This is a genomic window from Synechococcus sp. CS-1329 (genome assembly GCF_025128055.1).
In the GTDB taxonomy this organism is placed as follows: domain Bacteria; phylum Cyanobacteriota; class Cyanobacteriia; order PCC-6307; family Cyanobiaceae; genus Regnicoccus_A.
Map to the genome: position 1 here is coordinate 25,513 of NZ_JAHLYS010000036.1, position 21,333 is coordinate 46,845.

The window sequence follows — 21,333 nt, forward strand, 5'->3', positions numbered from 1 at the left end:
CGAGCTCGTTCACAGGCTCACGCCCAACCACAGCATGACCCGCTGCTGATGGCTTCTTTTGATCGTGGCCTTAGCAGTGGCTGGCCAGCTTCGGCGATGAGCCAGAAGATCAAGGGGATCGAGGTCGTCGATTCCGGGATCACCCAATGGATTTCAGCGGGTTTTCAGATGGTCACCAAGTCCATTCCTTACTTGGTGACCATCACATCAACACCAGGCGTGCGCCGCCGTACCAAGACGCCGGTGTCGTGCTCGCTGCGATGCAGCTGCAGGTCGATCTCCTCCTCGCCAAGGCGCAGCCCGTTGACTTCCAGCAGGTTGATGCCTTTCGGGAGCGCCGGCTTCCGGAACAGCACCTGCACCCGGCCTGTCTCGGCGTCGCGTCCGATGCCCATTCCGGTGATCGCTTCCAGCAAACCGAACACCGTGCCGCTGGCCCAGGCTTGGGGGCTGCAAGCCACCGGGTAAAGAGTGGGGTCATCGTCGTCGCGACGCGGGAATCCACAGAACAATTCGGGCAGCCGGTATTGCGGCAGCGCTTGGGCCGTGTCGAACAAGCCGGTGAGGATTCGCATCGCCTCTGGCATGTGGCCGTAGCGGGCCAGGCCCAGGGCGATCAAGGCGTTGTCGTGGGGCCAGACCGAGCCGTTGTGATAGCTCATCGGGTTGTATCTCGCCTCTCGTTCATCGAGTGTGCGCACGCCCCAGCCGTTGAAACTGGTGGGTGCAATCAGCTGGCGGGCCACCGACGCCGCTGCGTTGCGGCTGGCGATGCCGGTCCAGAGACAGTGGCCCGCGTTGGAGCTGCGCACAGCACAGGGGGTGCCCTCTCCGTCGAGCGCCAGGGCATAGGTGCCGATGGCATCGCACCAGAAGGCCGCATTGAAGCGACTGCGCAGTTGATGGGCTTCCTCCAGCAACTGCTCAGCTTGGGCGGCACGCCCGAAGCGATGCTCGATGCCCGCCATGGCGCGGCGGGCCCCGTAGGCATAGGCCTGCACCTCGCAAAGGGCGATTGAACCCTCGGCCAGGCGGCCGTCGGCGTGGTGGATGGCATCGTCGGAATCCTTCCAACCCTGGTTGCGAAGGCCGCCTTGGGCCGCGCACTGATAGCGCAGAAATCCGTCCTGGCTACTCGCTTCGGCGGTCCTGATCCAGTCCAGAGCCAGGTCCAGCGCCGGCCGCAGGTGCTGGATGAACGACTGGTCATCGCTGCGCAGGAGATAGTCGCCCGCCAGGATCAGGAACAGAGGCGTGGCATCCACGGAGCCGTAGTAGCGGGCAAAGGGCACCTCCCCCAGGGCCGCCATTTCGCCCAGACGGGCTTCATGCAGGATCTTGCCGGGTTCGGCATCGACGGCCGGGTCGAGGTGGCTGGCTTGATGATCCGCCAGGAAGCCAAGTACGCCTCGGGCCAGGCGCGGCTCCACCAGGAGCATCTGGCGGGCGGCGATCAGCCCATCACGGCCGAAGGGGCAGCTGAACCAGGGAACACCGGCGTAGGGGTAGAGGCCGTGCTCGAGCTGGCTGGAGAGCAGATGCACATCCGACATGGAGCGGGCCACCCAACAGTTGAATGCCTGGTTGTCGGTGGCGATGGAGGCCGCCTGGCGATGACTGTCACGCAACCGCTCGTTCGCCGCCGCCAGTGCGGCATCAAAGGCATCTTCAAACGCGACACAATCTCCTGCGGGATGGAAATCCAGCAGGAGATGGACGCGACGGGTGCAGCGAGGTTCCAGCTGCAGGACCAAGGTGATGTGGGTCTCACCCACCTCCGCCGCCAGACCTCCCACCCGCAGGAGCGTGCGTCGATCCTCCCCATCGAGCCCGCCATAGGCCACTTCCAGAAAGTCCTGGGTGTGCCGACGGACCGTGCGGCCGCGCTGGGGTCGCTTGTGTCCGCGGATCTCGAAGATGTCGCGAAAATCGGCGTCGAAGCGCAGGGTCAACGGCAGCAACACCGCACCGCCGAGGTAACTGGTGAAATCGAGAGCCTGCAAACAGCTCGTGGGGGTGAGAACAGTGCTGCGCTTCAGGTGCACGGACCCGGGCGGGGGCGAACCGGTTCCGTCGATGTCGTTGCTGAGATGGCTCACATGAAGCCCCATCTCCCCACTCTCGGCGGAGCTCAGCACAATCGGGGACTGATCCCAGAGAAGGAGTTCCAGGCGGCTCACATGGCGAGTGCCACGGTGATAGATGCCGGAATCGGGATGGGTCTCGGGGCAGATTTCACCGCGGCGATCGAGCATCGCGAAGGTTTCCCCGTCCTTGAGAACGAACGGGGGGAGCAGATCATGCGGCATGGGAACACGCGGCAAGGAGCCTGGCTGGGGAGGGGCGGCGACGGGTCTCGATCTGGCGTTGGAAGAGACGTTCGTAGTCGGCCGCCTGCCGGGCGACTGTGAAACGCCGCTCGAACTCATGGCGAACCCGCCGGCGATCCAGCTGCTCGATTCCCCGCACCGCCATCACGGCCTCCTCGATTGTTTCCACCAGCACGCCATTGCGGCCGGGCCGAATCACCTCGGGGGTGGAGCCGTTACGCCAGGCAATCACGGGCGTGCCGCAGGCGTTGGCTTCGATCATCACCAAGCCGAAGGGTTCGGGCCAGTCGATCGGGAACAGCAGTGCCAGGGCGTTGCCGAGCAGCTCCTGCTTGCCGACATCATCGACCTCCCCGATGAACTCCACAAGTGGATTTTCATGCAAGAGCGGTTCAATGGCGGCGTGGAAATAATCCAAATCAACAGGATCGATCTTGGCGGCCACCTTGAGAGGCAGGCCCACAGCGTTGGCAATAGCGATGGCACGATCAAGACGCTTCTCGGGTGAGATCCGCCCCACGAAGGCCAGGTACTCAGAGGGTGACGGCTCGAAGCGGTAGAGATCGGTGGGCAGACCATGGGGAATGGTGCCGAGCCAGTGAGCACCGGGGTGAGGGGCCCGCTGAGACTCCGAGATCGACACCAGGGGCACCGGATCAAAATCCCTGTGGAGTCGGTCCACCTCCGGACCAGTCAGGGGCCCGTGCAGGGTATGGAGTTGGGCCACCGGCAGGCGGGCGAGGCCGGGGCGGAGGCCAAGGCCGGTATGGAAATGGAGAAGATCGAAGCGGTCGAGCTGACCGATCACCTGATCCAGCTGGCGACCTTCTGACACCCGTGGATTGCCCCGATAGCCCGCCTGCCTTAGGGCTCGCGGCACGCAGGGGAAGAGCTCGGCGCTGGTGAGTGAGTCACCGCTGGCAAACAGAACCACCTCATGGCCACGGTTGACGAGTTCTTCCGTGAGATAGTGCACAACTCGTTCCGTTCCGCCATATCGCAGCGGCGGCACACTTTCAAACAGTGGCGAGATCTGGGCAATACGCATCGGCTTGCTCTCGAAGAATCAACTGGCAACACATCCCCTGCAAGCCCAGCATGCACATCTGCGGACATCGAGGTGCCGCAGCAGGGGTGTAGCAGCAACCTGCTCGTAGTTGAAACGTAGGCAGGAACCAGTGGCGATGCACCAAGCCAGGGGAATGACCGACACAGAACACAACCTCACTGAATCAAGACAGCACAGCCGCGTCAGCTCTCAACGTTGACTGTTGATGGTGCTGTGGATAGGGGGCATATCTACAGCAGTCAAACACCAGGTTCAGCCCCATAGTGAAAGGAGAGGAGCCAAGGTGTGACAAGCCAAAGGATTTGCCCTTGCAGCGATCCGACCGGCTCCATAGGCTCTGGCATTGATCTCAAAGCCTTGCGGACCTGATCATGAATAAGCTCCAGTTCAAAGGTGAATGGCACGAAATGAAAGGGAAACTCAGGCAGAAGTTCGCCGAGCTCACTGATGACGATTTGGCCTACACCGAAGGCCAGGAAGAGGAAATGCTTGGCCATCTGCAAAAGAAGCTCGGCAAGAGCCAGCAAGAGATTTCCCAGCTGATCAACACTCCTTAGGAGCCCTGTCATGCTTAACTACGCCATATCTTTTTTTGTCATTGCGATCATCGCTGCCGTCCTTGGCTTCAGTGGTATCGCCGGATCAGCCGCGAGCATCGCCCAAATTCTGTTTCTTGTGTTTCTTGTGCTTGCCGTGCTCTCTTTCCTCACCGGCCGGCGTGGCGTGATGTGAATGGCGGTGAGGCATTTTGCATGAGCCGCATCAAGTTCAACCACAGCGCCAAACCTCGTTATCCCATCATCTAGACCACTCATGAATCACCAATTTCGCCTTCTGCGCCAGCTGGCCTCCACTTGCCTTGGCCTGGTCTTCAGCCTGCTGCTGTTGGCCGCTCCCGCCCAGGCTTCAGGAGCCTTCAGCCTCAGCGCCTCAGCCTTGCCCGTGGCCGCCATCGCCGGCCGCCTTAAGGCTGACGCCAAGGACTTCGAGGGCAAGACCCAGGAATCGATTGGCAACGTAATTGGCAGCCAAGGAGATCGTATCGCCGGCAAGGCGAAGCAGGCCGAGGCCAAAGTGAGGAATGCCGTCGAAGACGTTAAGGACAAGGCCGGAATGGGCTGAGCCAGCATCAGCCGAACACCCCGGCATCACGTCTGAAGATGCCATGCCGGGACCTTGAAAATTCGAATTGATTCGAGCCTGGCGCCAGAGAAGAAGCATGTTCCGCTCCTGGCATTCTCCAAAACAATGACCCCTTGACACTTTAGTCCTCGCCACTCCAGCGCTCGCCGAAGTGAGTTGATCATTTGTGACAACCAGCGCACCAACATCTCTGCACTACTGCCACAAGCATCAACTCAACAGCCAGAAATATGACGACGATGGCAGCCGCGACGACAGCGGCAATGCTCCATATCAAAATAAAGAACTAGCCTTAAAATCTCTTCGGGCTGGCTTATTGGCTTTCCCGTCTACAGACCCAATCGCGGAAGCTCGCATCCCCCGTCATCGGGTAGATCCTGAGCGCTGGTGAGTTTCGTTCACCAGCGCTCAGGATCCAGGAATCTCTCCGCCGGTTCTGGTCCAGCCAGCACCACCTCAGACTCTGGGTTCATGGGCCCCTGCAGAAGCTCGGCGCTCCCCAGCCTCGCCCCCTCCGGCAGCGCCGGCTGATCGGGATCGAAGGCGGTGGGATGGGTCACGCTGCTCGAAAAGCCACGAAAGATCAGCAGTTCAAACTCCTCCTCTGCCCCTTCTTCCCCCCCTGGACCCATCAACGAGGGCAGCGTGCCCCGCAGGCGCAGCACCCGGTCGGGCCGGCCGCGGCTGATCTCCTCAAGCTGGGCCAGCCAAGCAACCACCATCAGAACCCTCCCGCCACCCGCCCCTGGCGGGGCAGACGCACCAGGATCCACTGCAGCAGACCCACCACATAGGCCACCAGGGCCAGGTAGCCGAAAAAGGCGGTGAGGGTGGGGGTGAGGTCGGCGCCGAACACGAAGGAAAACACCTGGGCGGCACCAGTGTGCAGGCGACGTGGTGCCTCCAGCCAGGTCTGGCAGAGGACGCTGCCCGCCGCGCCCAGGCCGCAACCCATGGCACCCGCGCCCAGACCGGCCCCCAGCAGGCCAAAGGCCGTGAGCGCCCAGCGCCAGCTGCGCAGGGTGAGCGGCAGCGGGCGCCAGGGGGGCAGATCAGCCAGTTCCTCGTTCAGATCCACCCAGAACCAGAGCGAGGCCACCATCAGCAGCCTGGCCACGATCATCAACGGATAGGCCAGGGGTCGGGCATCGACGAACAACAGCACCGCGATCGCCAGCAGGCTGGCCACCTTCCAATAAATGCCCATCAGCCGCAGCAGCGCCCCCTCCCGCCGCCACGCCGCCCAGACCAGCAGCACCAGAGGCAGAGCCAGGGTGAAGACCACCGCCAGGCGGAAGTCGAGCCACACCAGGGTGCGGTACAGCAGGTCGGGCACAGCTTGGGTACGGGAAGGCGCCATTATCCGCGCCATGCTTCACCAGTAGGTTCTTTTGATGCCTGCGACTCCCCTGTTCTCCTGGCTCCGCCGCGGTGATGAGCAGGCGTCGTGCCGAACGGCACTCTCGCGTCTGCCCTCCCTCGAAGACGCCGTCAGCGAGGTGGTGCAGCAGCTCCATGCCAAGGGCTTCGGCGCCGCGGTCCGGGGCGAGGCGGACCTGGCCCTGGTGTTCTGCTCCACCAGCTACGCCAGCGACCTGCAGCGGCTGATGCCCCTGTTGCGCTCCCGTCTGAAGGCCCGCCACTGGCTGGGCGCCGCCGGTGGTGGCGTGGTGGGCACCGGGGCGGGCGGCAGTGCCCATGAAGTGGAGCAGGAGCCAGCCCTGAGCGTGATGCTGCTGCGCCTGCCCGGGGCGGAGCTGCAACTGTTCGGGCTCGACACCGATCAGCTGCCCGACCTCGACGGCGACAGCCGCGCCTGGATCGACTGGGTGGGGGCTGATCCGGAGCGGGCCGACGCCATGGTGCTGCTGGTGGATCCCACCTGTCAGGCCATCAACGACCTGATCAGCGGCCTGGATTACGCCTTCCCGGACCTGGCCAAGGTGGGGGGCATCGCCGGCCCCCACAGCGCCAGCCATGGATCCCTGCTGCTCGACGACCGGGTGGTGACCGGAGCCGTGGGCTGCCTGATCGGCGGCAGCTGGACCATCGATCCGGTGGTGGCCCAGGGCTGCCGGCCAATCGGCCCGGTGTTCGAGATCGAGCAGGCCGAGCGCAATGTGGTGCTGCAGCTCAGCCGCGGCGACCAGCAGAACACCCCGGTCAACTGCCTGCAGACGATCCTGCAGACCCTCAACCCGGCGGAGCGGGAACTGGTGCGCCACTCGCTCTTCCTCGGCGTGGCCCGCAACAACTTCAGCCTGGGCGGCACTGACGACGGCGGCGAGAGCACGGCCTTCCTGGTGAGAAATCTGATCGGCGTGGATCCCCGCAACGGGGCGGTGGCGGTGGCCGAGCGCCTGCGGGTGGGTCAGCAGGTGCAGTTCCAGCTCCGTGATGCCGACGCCTCCCGCCAGGAGCTGCGGCAGCTGCTGCGCAGCCAGGCCAGAGGATCCGAACCGCCCCTGGCCGGTCTGCTCTTCGCCTGCCTGGGCCGCGGCAAGGGGCTCTACGGCGAAGCCGATGGCGACGTGAGGATTGCCCAGGGGGAGTTTCCGGAGCTGCCCATGGCGGGGGCCTTCTGCAACGGCGAGATCGGTCCGGTGGCGGGCAGCACCTATCTGCATGGCTACACCGCCAGCTGGGGCTTCCTGGTGCCACGCCCGGGCGCCGCGGCGTCAGCAGAGCCGCCGGAGGCCTGAGCGGTGGTGCGCCAGCACGTCAATCCCCTCTCGCGGGTGCACCAGCAGCCGCTTGAGCTGCCAGCACCGGCGGACCTGTTCGAGCGGCCACAGCAGCCACTCCACCTCGACATCGGCAGTGCCCGCGGCCGCTTCCTGCTGGCGATGGCGCCGCTCCAGCCTGAGTGGAACTTCCTGGGGGTCGAGATCCGCCGGCCGCTGGTGGAGGCCGCCGAGCGCGACCGCCTGGCGCTGGCCAGCGGCAATCTGCGCTTCCTGTTCTGCAACGCCAATGTGAGCCTGCTGGGCTGGCTTGGGGCCCTGCCGGCCGGGCGACTGCAACGGGTGACGATTCAGTTCCCCGACCCCTGGTTCAAGAACCGACACCACAAGCGGCGGGTGCTGCAGAGCGATCTGCTGGAGGCCCTGGCCGCGGCCCTGCCGGCCGGGGGCGAGCTGTTCCTGCAGAGCGACGTGACCGCGGTGATCGAGCCGATGGTGGCCCTCAGCGAAGCCAGTGGCTGGTTCCTGCGTCCGCCGGAGGATGGGCGCCCCTGGCGGGCTGACAACCCTCTGCCGGTGGCAACGGAACGGGAGCGGATCGTGCTCGCCCAGGGGCTGCCGGTGTACCGGGTGCTCTACCGGCGCAGGGCCGAGGCCGCCCATAATCCGTCGGCCAGCCACGCCGGCCACTGATGTCCACCCCCACCGCCCACGCCATCGCCTCAGCGGAGCGCGAGGGGCAGGTGCCATGGCTGCTGCGTTGGCAGGGTCTGTTCGCCCGATCCGCGGCCGGGCCCCTGGCCAGGAATCTGCCGCTGCTCTCCGGGCTGGTGCTCTGCGCCTTGATGGCGGGGCTGCCGCTGGTCACCCGGGCCGGACTGAGCCTGCTGATCCTCTCCAGTGGCCTGCTCTGGCTGATCTGGGCCCTGTGCACCCCCGCCGGACGCCTCGGCCGGATCAGCGGCTGGCTGTTGGTGATGCTGGCGTTGGCGGTGATCTCCACCGGCTTCTCGCCCGTGCCCGTCGCTGCCGCCAAGGGCCTGCTCAAACTGCTCAGCTACCTGGGCGTCTACGCCCTGATGCGTCAGCTGCTGGCCAGCGCTCCCCTCTGGTGGGACAGGATCGTGGCGGCCCTGCTGGGAGGGCAGCTGATCACAGCGGTGATCGGCATCCGCCAGCTCTACGGCGACAGCTCCGCCCTGGCCCGCTGGTCGGATCCGAACTCGGTGGCCGAGGGCACGGTGCGGATCTACAGCACCCTCGACAACCCCAACCTGCTGGCGGGCTATCTGCTGCCGATCCTGCCCCTGGCGGCGGTGGCGCTGCTGCGCTGGCAACGCCCGATGGCCCGCCTCTATGCCCTCTCAGCACTGCTGATCGGTGCGGTGGCCCTGCTGCTCACCTACAGCCGTGGGGGCTGGCTGGGCATGGTGGGGGCCCTGGGCAGCCTGGCCCTGCTGCTGGCTCTGCGGGCCAGCCGCCACTGGTCACCCCTGCTGCGCCGGCTGTTTCCCCTGCTGCTGCTGCTGGGGGGCGGCCTGGCGCTGGTGCTGGCGGTGAGTCAGATCGAGCCGCTGCGGGTACGGGTGCTGAGCCTGGTGGCGGGCCGGGAGGACAGCTCCAACAACTTCCGCATCAACGTCTGGATGGCGGCACTGCAGATGGTCCAGGACCGGCCCTGGCTGGGCATCGGCCCCGGCAACGCGATCTTCAACCTGATCTATCCGCTCTATCAGCAGCCGAAGTTCAACGCCCTCAGCGCCTACTCGATCCCGCTGGAGCTGGCGGTGGAAGGGGGCATTCCCGGCCTGCTGGCGGGCCTGGGTCTGCTGCAGAGCAGCCTGCGCCAGGGCCTGGCCCAGCTGCGGCGTGAGCATCCCCAGGCGTTGCCGGCCCTGGGGGCCGTGGCAACAATCGTGGGCCTCTGCGTGCAGGGCCTCACCGACACGATCTTTTTCCGCCCCGAGGTGCAGCTCACCGGCTGGTTCTGCCTCGCCACCCTGGCCACCCTGCCGCCGACAGCGGCAGCAGCAGCTTCAACAACGACAACAACAACAACAACAACGACGACAACGGTCGATGGCTGAGCCGCTCCTGCTGGCGGGCTTCGATGCCGGCCAGACCCACACCATCTGCCGCCTGGCCCAGCGCGGCAGCGATGGCAGCCTGCGGGTGCTGGGCGAAGGCGATGGCCCGGGTGTCAGCCACCTGGCCGCCGCCGGCGGCCAGGAGCGCTTCAGTGCCGCTCTGCGCCTCAGCCTGGAGCGGGCCTGCGCCGCTGCCGCCGGCAAGGGTGAGCGGGGTGGCGCTGAGGAGCCGCCCCAGGGCTTCTCCATGGCCCCGCAGGCCGCCGTTGTTGGCGCCAGCGGCATCGAGCAGGGCAGCTCGGTGCAGCGCCTCGGCACGACCCTGGCCGCCGCTGCGCTCGGGTTGGGGCTGGAGCGGGTGCTGGTGAACGGAGATGAGCGCACAGCCCTGCACGGAGCCTTCGGCGGCGGCCCGGGGATCGTGGTGATCAGCGGCACCGGCTGCATCGCCCTGGGGCGCAACCCGAGGGGGGAGGAACATCGCTGCGGTGGCTGGGGCTGGCTGCTGGATCAGGCCGGCTCCGCCTGCGACATCGGCCGCGATGCGCTGATCCTCTCGCTGGAGATGGCCGACGGCCGCCGGCCCGAGAGCGACTTTCGCCGCCGCCTCTGGGCGGACCTGGGAAACGGCCCCATCACCCCCCAGCGGATCAAGGCGATGGTGGTGGAGCCGGAGTTCGGCGCCGCCGGCTTCGCGCGCCTGGCCCCGGCGGTGCAGGCCCTGGCGCAAGCGGGCCAGGGCGACGCCACTGCCGTGCTGGAGCGGTCGGCCCAGGGCCTGGCGGAGCTGGTGGCAGGCGTGGCCCAGACCCTGGGCCTGGAGGACGGCGAGGTTTGCGGCCTGGGCGGAGCTCTGGAGCATCTCAGCCTGTTCAGGGCCGCCTATCAGCGGCGGCTGAAACTGGTCTTACCGCAGGCGCGGCTGGTCTCCCCCCGCGGAGATGCCTGCCAGGGAGCCCTGCAGCTGGCTGAGCAGCTTCTGAGCCAGGAGCTCAACTCCGCTGCGCTCAGGCCCGGTTGAGGTGAGCCGCGGCCAGGGCCGCCAGATGCGATGACCAGTGATCCACCGCCTCCTGCTCCGCCGCCTCCACCATCACCCGCAGCAGCGGTTCAGTGCCGCTGGCGCGCACCAGCACCCGGCCGCTGCCAGCCATGGCCGTCTCGGCCTGCTCAACGGCCTGGCGCAGGGGGTCGCAGCGCTGCCACTGCTGGCGGGAGCTGCGATCGGGCACGGTGACGTTGACCAGAGCCTGGGGGTAGGGCCTGAAGCTGGCCTCCATCCAGTCGGCCAGCGAGCCGGCGCCGTTGTGGATCAGCGTGGCCACCTGCAGGGCGGTGAGCAGCCCATCGCCGCTCATGCCATGCCGGGCCGAGAGGATATGACCCGACTGCTCACCACCGAGGCCGGCTCCGCTCGCGGCCATGGCCGCATGCACGTGCTGATCGCCCACATCGGTGCGCTGCAGCAGCCCGCCCCGGGCCTGCCAGGCCCGCTCGAAGCCCAGGTTCGACATCACGGTGGCCACCAGCAACTGGCCGGGAAGGTCGCCGCTCTCCAGCAGGGCACCGCCCCAGAGGTAGAGCACCTGGTCGCCATCGACGACCCGGCCCTTGCCATCGACCGCCATCATCCGATCGGCATCGCCATCGAAGGCGAAGCCCATCTGGGCGCCCGATTGCAGCACCGCCTGGCGCAGGGCCTCCAGGTGGGTGCTGCCGCAGGAGACATTGATCCGCTGTCCGTCGGGTTCGCCGTGCAGCACGGTCAGGTCAGCCCCAAGGGCCCGGAACACCTCGGCCCCGCAGGCGGTGGCTGAGCCCCAGCAGAGATCCAGCACGATGCGGCAGCCATCCAGGCGCCGCCCGCCCACGCTGGCGATCAGCGTCTCGCGGTACTCCGCTAGCAGATCCTCTCGCTGGTGGGCCGGGCCACAGCCACGGGGGCCGCTGAGGCCCGTGGACTGGATGGTGACGGCCTCCTCGCCGCGCAGCCCCGCTTCGATCGCCGCCTGCAGGGTTCGATCGATCTTGTCGCCCGTAGGCCCGAACACCTTGATGCCGTTGTCACCGGGGGGGTTGTGGCTGGCGGAGACCATCAGGCCGCCGGCAGCCCCACTCCTGCGGATCGTGCCGGGCACCGCCGGAGTGGGACACAGCCCCAGGCTCCACACCTCCCGCCCGGCGGCCGTCAGCCCGGCGGTGAGGGCAGCGACCAGCATCGGACCGCTGTTACGGGAGTCCATGCCGATCAGCACCGGGCGCTGGGGCGGCAGCACCCGGCCGCACCAGTAGCCCACCTGCAGGGCCAACAGCGGTGTGATCAGGCTGCCCACCTGCCCCCGGATGCCATCGGTGCCGAAACCGGTGCAGCCCTCCCCGAGGGGTGCACCGATGGGGGAAGAAGCCAGCTCCAGCATCAGCGGGGGAAGGAAGGAAATCAGGCTAAGCCGATCGGCAGCCACGGCCACAAGCTCAGCGCCAGCGCCTCGGCCACCAGGCCCAGCACAGCAGCTCGACCACCGCCCAGAGCAACAGGCCACCCACCACCCATCCCGGCAACCAGAGCAGGGGCATCAGCGGCCGCAGCAGGTAGATCGCCAACGCCACCGCGAGCACCAGCAGGGCCCGGCGGCGGCCTGTGGCGCCGGGGGGTTTGGCCGGCCAGCGGGGCCAGGGCAGAGGCACAGGCCTGAGCGGAAGAGGCAAACCCCAGAATGCCAAAGCCCCAGCGGCCTGCCCCGCCCTGCCTGTGCCGAACCCCTCTCCAGCTGGCCGCCGCAGGCCCCTGATCCTGGCCTTCACCGTGGCGGGCACCGCCGCAGTCCTGGTGCTGGGGCGTCTGCTGCTGTTGCAGCGCCCCCTGCTCTCCCCCGACAGCTCAGCCCTCAGCCTGGAGCGCATCCGCCGCTGGGATCCCGATCCCGAGCGGCGCCGGGAGGCCAGCCTGCTGCTGCTGCCCGCCAGCAGCAGCGACGATCCCACCCGCCAGCGCCAGTTGCTGCAGGGGCAGGGCTGGGGACCAGGCCCACTGGCCGCTGTGGCCCTGAAGCGAAACGCCCTGGCTCTGGAAGCCCAGGGCGTTTCGGCCGCATCGGAGTGGAGGGAATTGCTGCGGCGATTCCCCCAGGCGCCCCCCAGCGCCGATGCGCTCTATTCCCTTGGCCGCGAGGACCCGGGCCAGCGCCAGGAGCTGCTGCGCCGTTTCCCAGCCCACCCGGCCGCCCTGGCCGCCGCCCTGGAGCTGGGGCCCAGAGCCGACCAGCGCCAGCAGGGGGCCCTTCACCTCGCCCGCTGGGGTCCGCGCTGGCCCGGGGCGGGCGCGCGCCTGCGTCAGGTCTGTGCCCGGCCAGTCACGCCCCTGAACGCCGCCCAGCGCAGCACGCTGGCCGCAGGACTGGCCCGACTCGGGGATGGACGCAGGGCCCTGAGCTGCCTCGGCTCAGAGCGGGCCGAGCCCGACCAGGAGCTGGAGATCGCGCGCGCCCTGCTGCGGGGAGGCCCCGCCGAGGCCAGCGCTGGGGTGTTGCGCCTGCTGGCGCTGAGCCAGGACCAGAACCAGCCGCCGGAGGCCCCAGAAGCCCTGCGCCTGCTGGCCGAGACCCCCGCCCCCACGGTCACCCCGACCCTGTTGCAGCAGCTGCCGGAGCCCCTGCGCCTGAGCGCGCCGGTTCAGGCCCGCCTGGCGCTGGACGGCGGCGGCGACTGGCGGCCGGTGCTGCAGCGCTGGCCTGAAGATCCCGCCAGCTGGGACCTGCAGTGGGACCTGGCCCGCGCCGCCCTGCTCAAGGGCCAGACCGGTGAGGCCCTGGCACTGCTGCAGGCCCTCCCGCCCGACAGCCTGCCGCCGGTGCTGGCGGTGCGCCAGCTGTTCTGGCTGGGCATGGCCCAGCAACAACTGGGGGAGCAGCCCGCCGCCCGCCGCAGCTGGCAGGCGGTGCTGCAGCGCTTGCCCTGGAGTTACTACGCCTGGCGCAGCCGGGTGCAGCTGGGCGAGCGCCCCGAGCTGCGGCTGAGGGCCAGTAGTGGCCCCACAGCCCTGGCGGCCGAACCCTGGCGGCCCCTGCAGAGCGGCCAGCCGGCCCTCGATCAGCTCTGGCGTCTGGCCCTCAATCTGGAGGCCTGGGAGCACTGGCGGCAGGAGCGCCCATCGGCTAGCCCCAGCTCCCCCGAGGAGCTGACCCTGGAGGGGCGGCTGAGGCAGGGGGTGGGTGACGACTGGACCGGCCTGGGCCAGCTGGATGAAGCGAGTCTGCGCTGGGCCGGCGCCGACTGCCCCACCACCCTGCCCCTGCAGCGGGCGCAGCTGCCCGTGCGCCACAGCGATGCCTTCAGTGCGGCGGCGGCCCGCCATGGGCTGGATCCCACCCTGTTGCTGGCGGTGGCCAGGCAGGAATCCCGTTTCACCCCCGGGGTGGAATCGGTGGCGGGCGCCATCGGCCTGCTGCAGCTGATGCCAGCAACGGCGGCGGAGCTGGCCGGGGAGCCGCTCAGCGGCGATCAGCTGCGCGAGCCCGCCTTGAATGCCGAGCTGGGGGCGATGTATCTCAACCAGCTGCTCAGCCTCTGGCAGGGCAATCCCTTTCTGGCGGTCGCCAGCTACAACGCCGGTCCAGGGGCGGTGGCCGGCTGGCGCGATGCCAGGCTCCAGAACGAGCCGGAGCTCTGGGTGGAGGCCATCCCCTTCCCGGAAACCCGGCTCTACGTCAAGAAGGTGCTGGGCAATCTCTGGGGCTACCAGGAGAAGCCCAGACGAGCCTGCTGATCGGTCTCAGTCGGGCGGCCTCGGGCCTCAGCTGACGCCCTTGATCGCTACCGCTCCCAGCAGCCCGCCCAGCTGCAGCTCCCGGCCGATCCAGACCCCGATCATCACGTAGCCCGAAAGCGCGAGGGCCGTGAGCAGGGGAGCCGGCACCACCCGGATGCGGATCAGATCCAGGCGGGCGAGCAGCACGGCCGTGGCCAGGATCACCACATCGGCCAGGGCGCTGAGGTGCAGCAGGTAGAGGCCGCCGATGGTGACCAGCAGCAGGCTGATGATCAGGGTGATCACCCGGCTGGCGGCCATCAGCGCCGAGAGCTGGCTCAACAGCAGGTCGGGCACCGAAGCCACCACCACCACCAACACCGCCTGCAGGCACTCCACCGTCCAATACAGACCGTGGACCGGATCCTGCTCCGAATGCAGCAGGCCCTGCACTGGAGCATTCACCACCCAGTGGACGCCCAGATAGATGCTCACCAGCAGCAGCAACAGCAGAAACGGCGCCCTCAGGGGCAGCAGCGCCAGGCGCAGGATGCCGTTGATCACACCGCTCATCGGACCTCCAGCACCAGATCGATGGCGTCCACGGGACAGCTGGGGATGCACTGCTCGCACACCAGACAGTGCTGGGCCCTGAACTCCAGTCGCCAGGTGGGCGGCAGGCTGCGCAGGGCACCACTGGGGCAGACGCTGGAGCAGATGCCGCAGTCGACGCAACGGTCGCGGTCGATGCGGATCTCACCAGGGGCGCGATCCAGGCCCAGGCCCAGATCCTCCAGCCACTGCTCGGCGGCATCGAGCTCATCGATGTCGCCCGAGAGCTCCACCACCATGGTGCCGCTCTGGTTGGGAGCGATCTGGGCCCGCAGGATCTTGGCGGCGATGTCGAAATCCACGGCGAGCCGGTAGGTGATCGGGTGATGCACCGTTTCACGCGGGAAGTGGATGGTGAGGCGACGCTTCACCGCAACCGGGAGGGGAATCCCAGGCTATCGACCCTTTTCAAACGGGCAAAGCTGCCAGAGTGCCCGCGGTCCAGGTTCCCTGCCCGCCACGATGACCCTGCCCAAACCCGCAGCTGAGGCCAGTGCCCCCCTGGGGCGACGTGAGCGGATGCTGCTGGCGGCCATTGCCGCCGCCCTGGCGCTGCTGCTGTTCGGCCTGCGTGGGGGCCTGCAGCCCCAGGCTCCCATGGAGCAGCTGGCCCGGCGTTCGCCGGAGCTGCCGCTGGCCCTGGCCAGCGGGCGACCCACGATCGTGGAGTTCTACGCCGACTGGTGCGAAGCCTGCCGTTCGATGGCGCCGGCGATGGCGGCCCTCGAGAACGAGCACCGCGGCGAGCTCAACGTGGTGCTGCTGAATGTGGACAATCCACGCTGGAGCCCGGAGATCGATCGCTACGCGGTGAACGGGATTCCCCAGCTGGAGCTCTTCGACCGCAGCGGCCGCTCGATCGGGCGTTCCCTCGGGGCCCGCAGCCGCCCTGAGCTGGCCTCGATCATGACCGCGTTGATCGAGGCAACGCCCCTGCCGCTGCTGGCTGGCGTCGGCAACCTCTCGCCCCTCAGCGGCGGCGAGGCCCAGGGCTCAGACCAGGCCGCAGCAGCCCAGGCCGGCCCCCGCAGCCACGGCTGATTCCGCCGCCACCCTTCAGCGCCGCCCTTCAGCGCCATCCTTCCCCTATCCGCCCTGCTGAGCCATGGACCGTTTCCGGGTCGAGCTGATCGCCGCCACCCCCAACCCCCAGCAGTGCGTCTATGCCGCCATGCACCAGGACTACAGCGAGGGGTTCGTGGCGGCTGACCGCAGCGGGTGGCCCGATGAACGCACGGCGGGTGAGGTGTGTGTCAAGCGACTGCTCTCCGGTGAACGCGGCCACTACGGCCCGCTGGAACATGCCCAGATCGTGCTCAACGTGGGCTGGTTTCCCCACTCCGTGATGCAACAGGCCCGCACCCACCGGGTGGGGGTGAGTTTCGATGTGCAATCCATGCGCTACACCGGCGATCGCATCTGCAAGGCCGCCGATGGGAGCCTTGATCTCGAAGAGGTGTTCTATCTCCGGCCGATCGGCGATTACAGCGATCGCCAGGGCAAGAAGTACAGCTACGACGGGACGCAGCGCGCCCTGGATCTGGAGCTCTGCCGCAGGGCCGCCGAGCGCTACCGCGACCTGCTGGCTGCCGGATTCGCCGAGGAACACGCCCGCGGCATCCTCCCCTTCGACTACCGCCAGCATTTTGTGGTGAGCTTCAGCCTGCGGGCGTTTCTGCACTTTCTCGACCTGCGCGCCAAGTTGGACGCCCAGCTGGAGATCCGCCAGCTCTGTGATCTGATGTGGCCACACCTCGAGGCCTGGGCGCCGGAGATCGCGGCCTGGTACAGCCGCGCCCGCCTGCACAAAGCACGCCTGGCCCCCTGATCAGCCTCCCCCAGCCGGGCCTGCGGGCCCCGCCCGCTCAGACCCTGGCCAGGGTGACCCGCTCCGGCTGATGCTGATACTTGCCGGCGCGGTCCTGATAGGTGGTGTCACAGGGATCGCCTTCGAAGAACAGCAACTGGGTGATGCCTTCATTGGCATAGATCCGGCAGTCGGCGCCGGAGGAATTGCTGAACTCGAGGGTGAGATGGCCCTCCCAGCCGGCCTCCGCCGGGGTGGTGTTGACGATGATGCCCAGCCGGGCGTAGGTGCTCTTGCCCAGACAGATGACGGTGATCGTGGGCGGGACCTTCAGCTTCTCAAGGGCCACTCCCAGACCATAGGAATGGGCCGGCAGGATGAAGTACTCACCATCGTCGTCGTGATGGAGGGGGGCAGGCTCGAGGTTGTCTGGATTGAACCGCTTCGGGTTCATCACCGTGCCGGGCACGTGGCGGAAGATCAGGAATTCCCGCGGCGAGAGGCGCAGGTCGTAGCCGTAGGAGGAGCAGCCGAAGCTCAGCACCGGCCGGGAGGCGGTCTCCGGCTCCAGATGCCGCACCAGGGTGGGCTGGAAGGGCTGGATCATCCCATCGGCGGCCAGGGCGTTGATCCAGCGGTCGTTCTTCAGCACGGGGCACCTCCGCGCCGCAGCTGGGTGACCTGATCCGCCATGGCCAGCAGCTCCAGGGGAATGGACGGGCCCGTGAGGATCACATCGAGATGGGCGGGCCGCTGCTCCAGGGTGCTGATCACCTCCTGGGGAGCGAGGAAACCCAGCTCGATCGCCAGCCCCAGCTCATCGAGCACCATCAGCTCCACCGCAGCCCCCAGCAGCTGTTGACGGCTGAAGGCCCACACCTCCTGCACAGCGGCGCGCACCGGCTCAGGCTCCTGGCCAGCTGGCCGGGTGAGGCAGGAGGCCACGGCAGGGCGCAGCCACTGCAGCCGGCCGCAGAGCCTGAGGCTGTGCTCGGGCCCCTGCTCCACCCCGCCCTTGAGAAACTGGCTGATCAACACGCGGCTGCCCAGCCCGGCGCTGCGCAGGGCCTGGCTGAACACCCCACCGAAACTGCCGCGGAAGGGAGCCGTGTGCACCTGCAGCAGACCTTCGGGCCTGGCGGGCGCCGGCCGGGGCCGCGGCGGCACGGGCCGGGATGGGCCCACGGCGCGCAGGGGATGGCGCGACTCGGTGGAGGCGTTGCGCAGGCTGGTCGTCATCAACACCCCAAGGAAAGCGCGAACCTGAATGTAGCGGTGTACGGACCGCCAGCAAGGTTCAGCCACCATCCCTAGCGCGAACACCTGTACTGCAGCCCGGAGCAAAGCTGGGCCGGGCCTGGATGGATGCGATTCATTGGTGTCCGTCACTACATGGCGCGCCATGGGCGATCCTTACGGTCCATCTCACACCTGCTCCGCCGAAACATGGTTGGCGCGATGCGCGGATTCAGTCGCACCGGCGGCCCATCAACACCGGCCCCCGTTGGCCTCGCCGCGGCCGCCAACGGAGCGAGCACGCTGCTGGATGTGATGCGTGGCCTCAGTGGCTGCGTGATCGAAACGGTGGAGCGGGGCAAGACCATCTTTTTCCCCGGCGATCCGGCCGAGCGGGTCTATTTGCTGCGCCGCGGGGCCGTGCGCCTCTCGCGCGTGTACGAATCAGGCGAAGAGATCACCGTGGCCCTGCTACGGGAAAACAGTCTGTTCGGGGTGCTCTCGCTGCTCACCGGCCAGCGCTCGGACCGCTTCTATCACGCGGTGGCCTTCACCCGGGTGGAGCTGGTGGCGGCACCGGCGGGTTCGGTGCGCCGGGCCATCGAGCAGGACTCCGCTGTGGGGCTGCTGCTGCTGCAGGGTCTCTCCTCGCGCATCCTGCAGACCGAAACCATGATCGAAACCCTCACCCACCGGGACATGTCGTCGCGGCTGGTGAGTTTTCTGCTGGTGCTTTGCCGTGATTTCGGCGTGCCCGGCAGCGAAGGCATCACCATCGATCTGCGCCTCTCCCATCAGGCGATCGCCGAAGCGATCGGCTCCACCCGGGTGACGATCACGCGCCTGCTGGGCGATCTGCGCCAGGCCGGTCTGGTGCAGATCGACCGCAAGAAGATCACGGTCTTCGATCCGGTCGCCCTGGCCAAGCGCTTCAGCTGAACCGGTAGCGGCCGCGACTGATACTGGACCTTCACGCACAGCGCTGTGTCCGGCTGGCTGCTGATTCTGGCCCTCCTGGCCCTGGGAGGGGTGCTGGCCACGCTGGGGGACCGGCTCGGCAGCCGGGTGGGCAAGGCCAGGCTCAGCCTGTTCAACCTGCGGCCACGCAAGACGGCCGTCTTGATCACCGTGCTCACGGGCAGCCTGATCAGTGCCGTCTCGCTCGGGCTGATGCTGGCGGTGAGCGAACGCCTGCGCGTTGGGCTGTTTGAGCTCGACGCCCTCGAGGCCAGATTGCTGGAGAGCCGCAACACGCTGCGCCGCAGTGAGAAGAACCTGCGCCGCAGCCGCCAGGAGCAGGCGCGGGTGGAGACAGCCCTGCAGCAGGCCCGTCGCGACCGGGAGCAGACCCGCCGTCAGCTCACCGCCGCCGAGATCCAGGCGCGTCAGTTGCGCGGCGAACTCAAGCCCCTGCAGGCCCAGCGGCAGCAACTGCTGGCCCAACGACAGCAGTTGCTGGGCCAGCGCGATCGCCTCAATCAGGACATCCGCGCCAGGGACCAGGACATCCGCACAACCGAGGCGGAGCTGGCCCGGGTGCGTGGCCTGATCACAGCCGGCGAAACCGAGCTCAAGGGACTGGAGGAGAAACTGATCGCCCTGCGCCGCGGCGATGTGGTGATCAGCAGCGGACAACCCCTCGCCAGCGCCAAGGTGAACCCCCGCAACGCCAGCGAGGCCAGCGCGGCAGTCGTGGCGCTGCTGCGTCAGGCCAATCTCAATGCCTTTCAGCGGGTGCTGCCCGCAGAGGCCCCCAACCGCCAGATCCTGCTGGTGCCTCGCCAGGACATCGCCACCCTTGAAGCGCGCCTCTCCCGCGGTGGGCCCTGGGTGGTGAGCATCCTCTCGGCCGCCAATGTGCTCCGCGGTGAGGACCAGGTGCTGGGCTTCCCTGACCTCAGACCCAACCGCCAGGTGCTGCGCCGGGGTGATCTGATGGCCTCCACGGTGCTGGAGGGCAATGAACGCTCCAGCGAGCAGGTGCGCAACCGTCTCAACCTGCTGTTGGCGGCCTCCTTCGCCAAGGCCCAGCGCCAGGGCTCGATCGCCGATGGTGTCCAGTTCGATGTGGCCACCTTCAACCGGCTGGGACGGGAACTGAGCGAGCGCCCCCTCGGCCAGACCGTCACCCTTGAGGCCGTGGCAGTGCGCGATGCCGAAACCCCCGACCCGCTGGTGCTGGAACTGCGCCTGGCTGGGGGGGCCAGCGAGCCAGGGCTGGAGCGGCAGGGTCCGGGGCGGCCATGACCCACCTCAGCGCGCCGGATCTGCCGCGCCAGGGCGCCCTGGCCGGCCTCGACCCGGGGCGCAGCAAATGTGGGCTGGTGCGCACCGACCGAGAGCGGCAGCAGCTGCTCGACTCCCTGGTGATCCCTCCTGAGCAGGCCTGGGACCGGCTGGAGGGCTGGCTGCGGCAGGGCGACGTGGCGGCGGTCATCCTCGGCAATGGCACCGGCAGCGCCCTCTGGCACCAGCGGCTGCAGCCGCTGGTGCCGGTGCTGCTGGTGGAGGAGCGTGGCTCAACCCTGGCCGCCAGGGAGCGTTTCTGGCAGCTTCACCCTGCCCGTGGCTGGCGCCGGCTGTTGCCGCACGGTCTGCGCCAGCCGCCCCGTGACTGGGATGACGTGGTGGCCCAGCTGCTGCTGGAGCGGCTGCTGGGCCACCCCCTGGCCCTGGCGAGAGAAACGCGCTGAAGCAGCCCTAGAACTTGGCCCGCACGGTGAAGGCATAGTCGCCGCCGGGCTCCAGCTGATAGTCCACCTGGAGCAGAAAGCGCAGCAGGGCGTCCTGAATCAGGGCACGGCCCAGGGAGGGCTCCACCGTCAGCTCGCCCCGGCCAAAGGCCCAGCGGAAGGTCCAGTGGAAACCGCCGGCGGCCACCTCCCCCTCCAGCAGCTGATGACTGAAGCTCTGATGCAGCACCCGCAGCTGGGCGGTGGTGGCGGGCAGGCGGCTCAAGGGTCAGCTCACGGGGCGTCGGGGCGATTCCAGCGTCAGACAGAGGTGGGCTGAAAACTGTTCAGGCGCGTGCCAGCCCGTTCATAACCCCAGCGGCCGATGAAGCTGACACCATCGAGCACCTCGATCAGCACCTGCTGCAGCAGGGGCAGTTCGTCGACCTCGAAGCGGCCCAGCACATGGGAGATCGTACGGGCTTTGCGCAGGGCTGGGTCCAGGGCCGGGGCGCCGATGCCAATGCGCAGGCGGGCAAAATCCTGGCTGCCCAGGTGGCTGATGGCACTGCGCAGGCCGTTATGGCCGCCGGCGCTGCCGGAGCGGCGCAGGCGCAGGCGCCCCAGGGGCAGGTCCATGTCATCCACCAGCACCAGCATCTGGTCGGGGCGCAGTCCGAACCAGTCGAGCGTGGCCCGGATCGAGCGACCGCTGTCATTCATGAAGGTGCTGGGCTTCAGCAGCCGCAGGCGAGTGGAGCCCTGGCCCAGGTCAGCGAGGCTTCCCTGCAGCTTGCCGTTGGCCCGAAAGGAGGCCCCCTCACGCCGGGCGAGCTGATCGAGAGCCATGAAACCCACGTTGTGGCGGGTCTGGGCGTACTTCTCGCCGGGATTACCGAGCCCGACCAGCAGCTGCAGGTCAGGCAAGGGTGCAGCGGAGGAGCTCATC

General features: G+C 68.0%; 25 protein-coding genes. 13 read left to right on the top strand and 12 right to left on the bottom strand.

The window, feature by feature from the left end; genetic code table 11:
* Positions 1 to 188 precede the first annotated feature (188 nt).
* Positions 189 to 2,309 carry a glycogen debranching N-terminal domain-containing protein gene (locus KQ304_RS08520; RefSeq protein ID WP_259736675.1) on the bottom strand — a complete coding sequence of 707 codons (2,121 nt, stop codon included), beginning with the start codon at positions 2,307 to 2,309 and terminating at the stop codon, positions 189 to 191.
* Positions 2,299 to 3,378 (bottom strand): glycosyltransferase family 4 protein, encoded by a 1,080-nt coding sequence (locus KQ304_RS08525; RefSeq protein WP_259736676.1) that lies wholly within the window; start codon positions 3,376 to 3,378, stop codon positions 2,299 to 2,301. The genes KQ304_RS08520 and KQ304_RS08525 overlap by 11 nt, the downstream gene beginning before the upstream one ends.
* A gap of 428 nt (positions 3,379 to 3,806) precedes the next feature.
* Between KQ304_RS08525 and KQ304_RS08530 the strand changes: the two genes are divergently transcribed.
* The 3 genes from KQ304_RS08530 (at position 3,807) to KQ304_RS08540 (ending at position 4,521) form a co-directional block, all read left to right on the top strand.
* Positions 3,807 to 3,956, top strand: coding sequence for a CsbD family protein (locus tag KQ304_RS08530; RefSeq protein ID WP_259736771.1), 150 nt, complete (start codon positions 3,807 to 3,809; stop codon positions 3,954 to 3,956).
* 10 nt (positions 3,957 to 3,966) lie between these two features.
* Positions 3,967 to 4,131, top strand: coding sequence for a DUF1328 domain-containing protein (locus tag KQ304_RS08535; protein ID WP_259736677.1), 165 nt, complete (start codon positions 3,967 to 3,969; stop codon positions 4,129 to 4,131).
* 153 nt (positions 4,132 to 4,284) lie between these two features.
* Positions 4,285 to 4,521 (top strand): CsbD family protein, encoded by a 237-nt coding sequence (locus tag KQ304_RS08540; RefSeq protein WP_259736678.1) that lies wholly within the window; start codon positions 4,285 to 4,287, stop codon positions 4,519 to 4,521.
* A gap of 419 nt (positions 4,522 to 4,940) precedes the next feature.
* Here the strand turns inward: KQ304_RS08540 and KQ304_RS08545 are convergent, their stop codons facing one another.
* Positions 4,941 to 5,264: a hypothetical protein gene (locus tag KQ304_RS08545; RefSeq protein WP_259736679.1), complete on the bottom strand. Its 324-nt coding sequence runs from the start codon at positions 5,262 to 5,264 to the stop codon at positions 4,941 to 4,943.
* The gene (locus tag KQ304_RS08550) at positions 5,264 to 5,902 is read right to left on the bottom strand and encodes a DUF3177 family protein (protein WP_259736680.1); all 639 of its coding nucleotides are present in this window, start codon (positions 5,900 to 5,902) and stop codon (positions 5,264 to 5,266) included. Before KQ304_RS08550 ends, KQ304_RS08545 begins: the two co-directional genes overlap by 1 nt.
* A gap of 34 nt (positions 5,903 to 5,936) precedes the next feature.
* Here KQ304_RS08550 and KQ304_RS08555 point away from each other — a divergent pair, with 34 nt between their 5' ends.
* Genes KQ304_RS08555 through KQ304_RS08570 form a run of 4 tightly spaced genes read left to right on the top strand, consistent with a single transcriptional unit; the run spans position 5,937 to position 10,334 of the window.
* Entirely contained in the window at positions 5,937 to 7,244 is a 1,308-nt protein-coding gene (locus KQ304_RS08555) for an FIST N-terminal domain-containing protein (RefSeq protein WP_259736681.1), read from the top strand.
* Positions 7,245 to 7,250: 6 nt separating this feature from the next.
* Positions 7,251 to 7,919, top strand: coding sequence for a tRNA (guanosine(46)-N7)-methyltransferase TrmB (gene trmB / locus KQ304_RS08560; RefSeq protein WP_259736772.1), 669 nt, complete (start codon positions 7,251 to 7,253; stop codon positions 7,917 to 7,919).
* Positions 7,919 to 9,313: an IctB family putative bicarbonate transporter gene (locus KQ304_RS08565; protein ID WP_259736682.1), complete on the top strand. Its 1,395-nt coding sequence runs from the start codon at positions 7,919 to 7,921 to the stop codon at positions 9,311 to 9,313. Before trmB ends, KQ304_RS08565 begins: the two co-directional genes overlap by 1 nt.
* Entirely contained in the window at positions 9,306 to 10,334 is a 1,029-nt protein-coding gene (locus KQ304_RS08570) for an N-acetylglucosamine kinase (protein WP_259736683.1), read from the top strand. The genes KQ304_RS08565 and KQ304_RS08570 overlap by 8 nt, the downstream gene beginning before the upstream one ends.
* On the opposite strand, the gene glmM is transcribed toward KQ304_RS08570, so the two are convergent.
* Both glmM and KQ304_RS08580 read right to left on the bottom strand, forming a co-directional pair.
* Positions 10,321 to 11,730, bottom strand: coding sequence for a phosphoglucosamine mutase (gene glmM, locus KQ304_RS08575; protein WP_259736773.1), 1,410 nt, complete (start codon positions 11,728 to 11,730; stop codon positions 10,321 to 10,323). The genes KQ304_RS08570 and glmM overlap by 14 nt on opposite strands.
* A 55-nt stretch (positions 11,731 to 11,785) precedes the next feature.
* The gene (locus KQ304_RS08580; protein WP_259736684.1) at positions 11,786 to 11,998 is read right to left on the bottom strand and encodes a hypothetical protein; all 213 of its coding nucleotides are present in this window, start codon (positions 11,996 to 11,998) and stop codon (positions 11,786 to 11,788) included.
* A gap of 64 nt (positions 11,999 to 12,062) precedes the next feature.
* Between KQ304_RS08580 and KQ304_RS08585 the strand changes: the two genes are divergently transcribed.
* Positions 12,063 to 14,075, top strand: a complete 2,013-nt coding sequence (locus KQ304_RS08585; protein ID WP_259736685.1) for a lytic transglycosylase domain-containing protein — start codon at positions 12,063 to 12,065, stop codon at positions 14,073 to 14,075.
* Between the two features lie 27 nt (positions 14,076 to 14,102).
* Here KQ304_RS08585 and KQ304_RS08590 read toward each other — a convergent pair whose 3' ends face one another.
* Together KQ304_RS08590 and KQ304_RS08595 are read right to left on the bottom strand one after the other, a co-directional pair.
* Positions 14,103 to 14,630: a hypothetical protein gene (locus tag KQ304_RS08590; protein ID WP_259736686.1), complete on the bottom strand. Its 528-nt coding sequence runs from the start codon at positions 14,628 to 14,630 to the stop codon at positions 14,103 to 14,105.
* On the bottom strand, positions 14,627 to 15,040 hold the full coding sequence (locus KQ304_RS08595) for an NIL domain-containing protein (protein WP_259736687.1): 414 nt from the start codon (positions 15,038 to 15,040) through the stop codon (positions 14,627 to 14,629). Before KQ304_RS08595 ends, KQ304_RS08590 begins: the two co-directional genes overlap by 4 nt.
* A 91-nt stretch (positions 15,041 to 15,131) precedes the next feature.
* Between KQ304_RS08595 and KQ304_RS08600 the strand changes: the two genes are divergently transcribed.
* On the top strand, positions 15,132 to 15,710 hold the full coding sequence (locus KQ304_RS08600; RefSeq protein ID WP_259736688.1) for a thioredoxin domain-containing protein: 579 nt from the start codon (positions 15,132 to 15,134) through the stop codon (positions 15,708 to 15,710).
* Positions 15,711 to 15,774: 64 nt separating this feature from the next.
* Positions 15,775 to 16,497, top strand: coding sequence for an FAD-dependent thymidylate synthase (thyX, locus tag KQ304_RS08605; protein WP_259736689.1), 723 nt, complete (start codon positions 15,775 to 15,777; stop codon positions 16,495 to 16,497).
* Between the two features lie 37 nt (positions 16,498 to 16,534).
* On the opposite strand, the gene dcd is transcribed toward thyX, so the two are convergent.
* Positions 16,535 to 17,128 carry a dCTP deaminase gene (gene dcd / locus KQ304_RS08610; protein WP_259736690.1) on the bottom strand — a complete coding sequence of 198 codons (594 nt, stop codon included), beginning with the start codon at positions 17,126 to 17,128 and terminating at the stop codon, positions 16,535 to 16,537.
* Entirely contained in the window at positions 17,122 to 17,715 is a 594-nt protein-coding gene (locus tag KQ304_RS08615; protein WP_259736691.1) for a cob(I)yrinic acid a,c-diamide adenosyltransferase, read from the bottom strand. Before KQ304_RS08615 ends, dcd begins: the two co-directional genes overlap by 7 nt.
* Positions 17,716 to 17,922: 207 nt before the next feature.
* On the opposite strand from KQ304_RS08615, the gene ntcA reads away from it, so the two are divergent.
* Genes ntcA through KQ304_RS08630 form a run of 3 tightly spaced genes read left to right on the top strand, consistent with a single transcriptional unit; the run spans position 17,923 to position 20,405 of the window.
* A complete protein-coding gene (gene ntcA, locus KQ304_RS08620) occupies positions 17,923 to 18,651 on the top strand; it encodes a global nitrogen regulator NtcA (RefSeq protein WP_259736692.1) in 729 nt (242 codons plus the stop codon).
* A 45-nt stretch (positions 18,652 to 18,696) separates the two neighbouring features.
* Positions 18,697 to 19,959: a DUF3084 domain-containing protein gene (locus KQ304_RS08625; protein WP_259736693.1), complete on the top strand. Its 1,263-nt coding sequence runs from the start codon at positions 18,697 to 18,699 to the stop codon at positions 19,957 to 19,959.
* A complete protein-coding gene (locus KQ304_RS08630) occupies positions 19,956 to 20,405 on the top strand; it encodes a resolvase (RefSeq protein WP_259736694.1) in 450 nt (149 codons plus the stop codon). Before KQ304_RS08625 ends, KQ304_RS08630 begins: the two co-directional genes overlap by 4 nt.
* A 7-nt stretch (positions 20,406 to 20,412) precedes the next feature.
* Here the strand turns inward: KQ304_RS08630 and KQ304_RS08635 are convergent, their stop codons facing one another.
* Positions 20,413 to 20,670, bottom strand: coding sequence for a DUF3146 family protein (locus tag KQ304_RS08635; RefSeq protein WP_006172412.1), 258 nt, complete (start codon positions 20,668 to 20,670; stop codon positions 20,413 to 20,415).
* Between the two features lie 35 nt (positions 20,671 to 20,705).
* A complete protein-coding gene (pth, locus tag KQ304_RS08640) occupies positions 20,706 to 21,332 on the bottom strand; it encodes an aminoacyl-tRNA hydrolase (protein ID WP_259736695.1) in 627 nt (208 codons plus the stop codon).
* Between the last annotated feature and the right edge of the window lies 1 nt (position 21,333).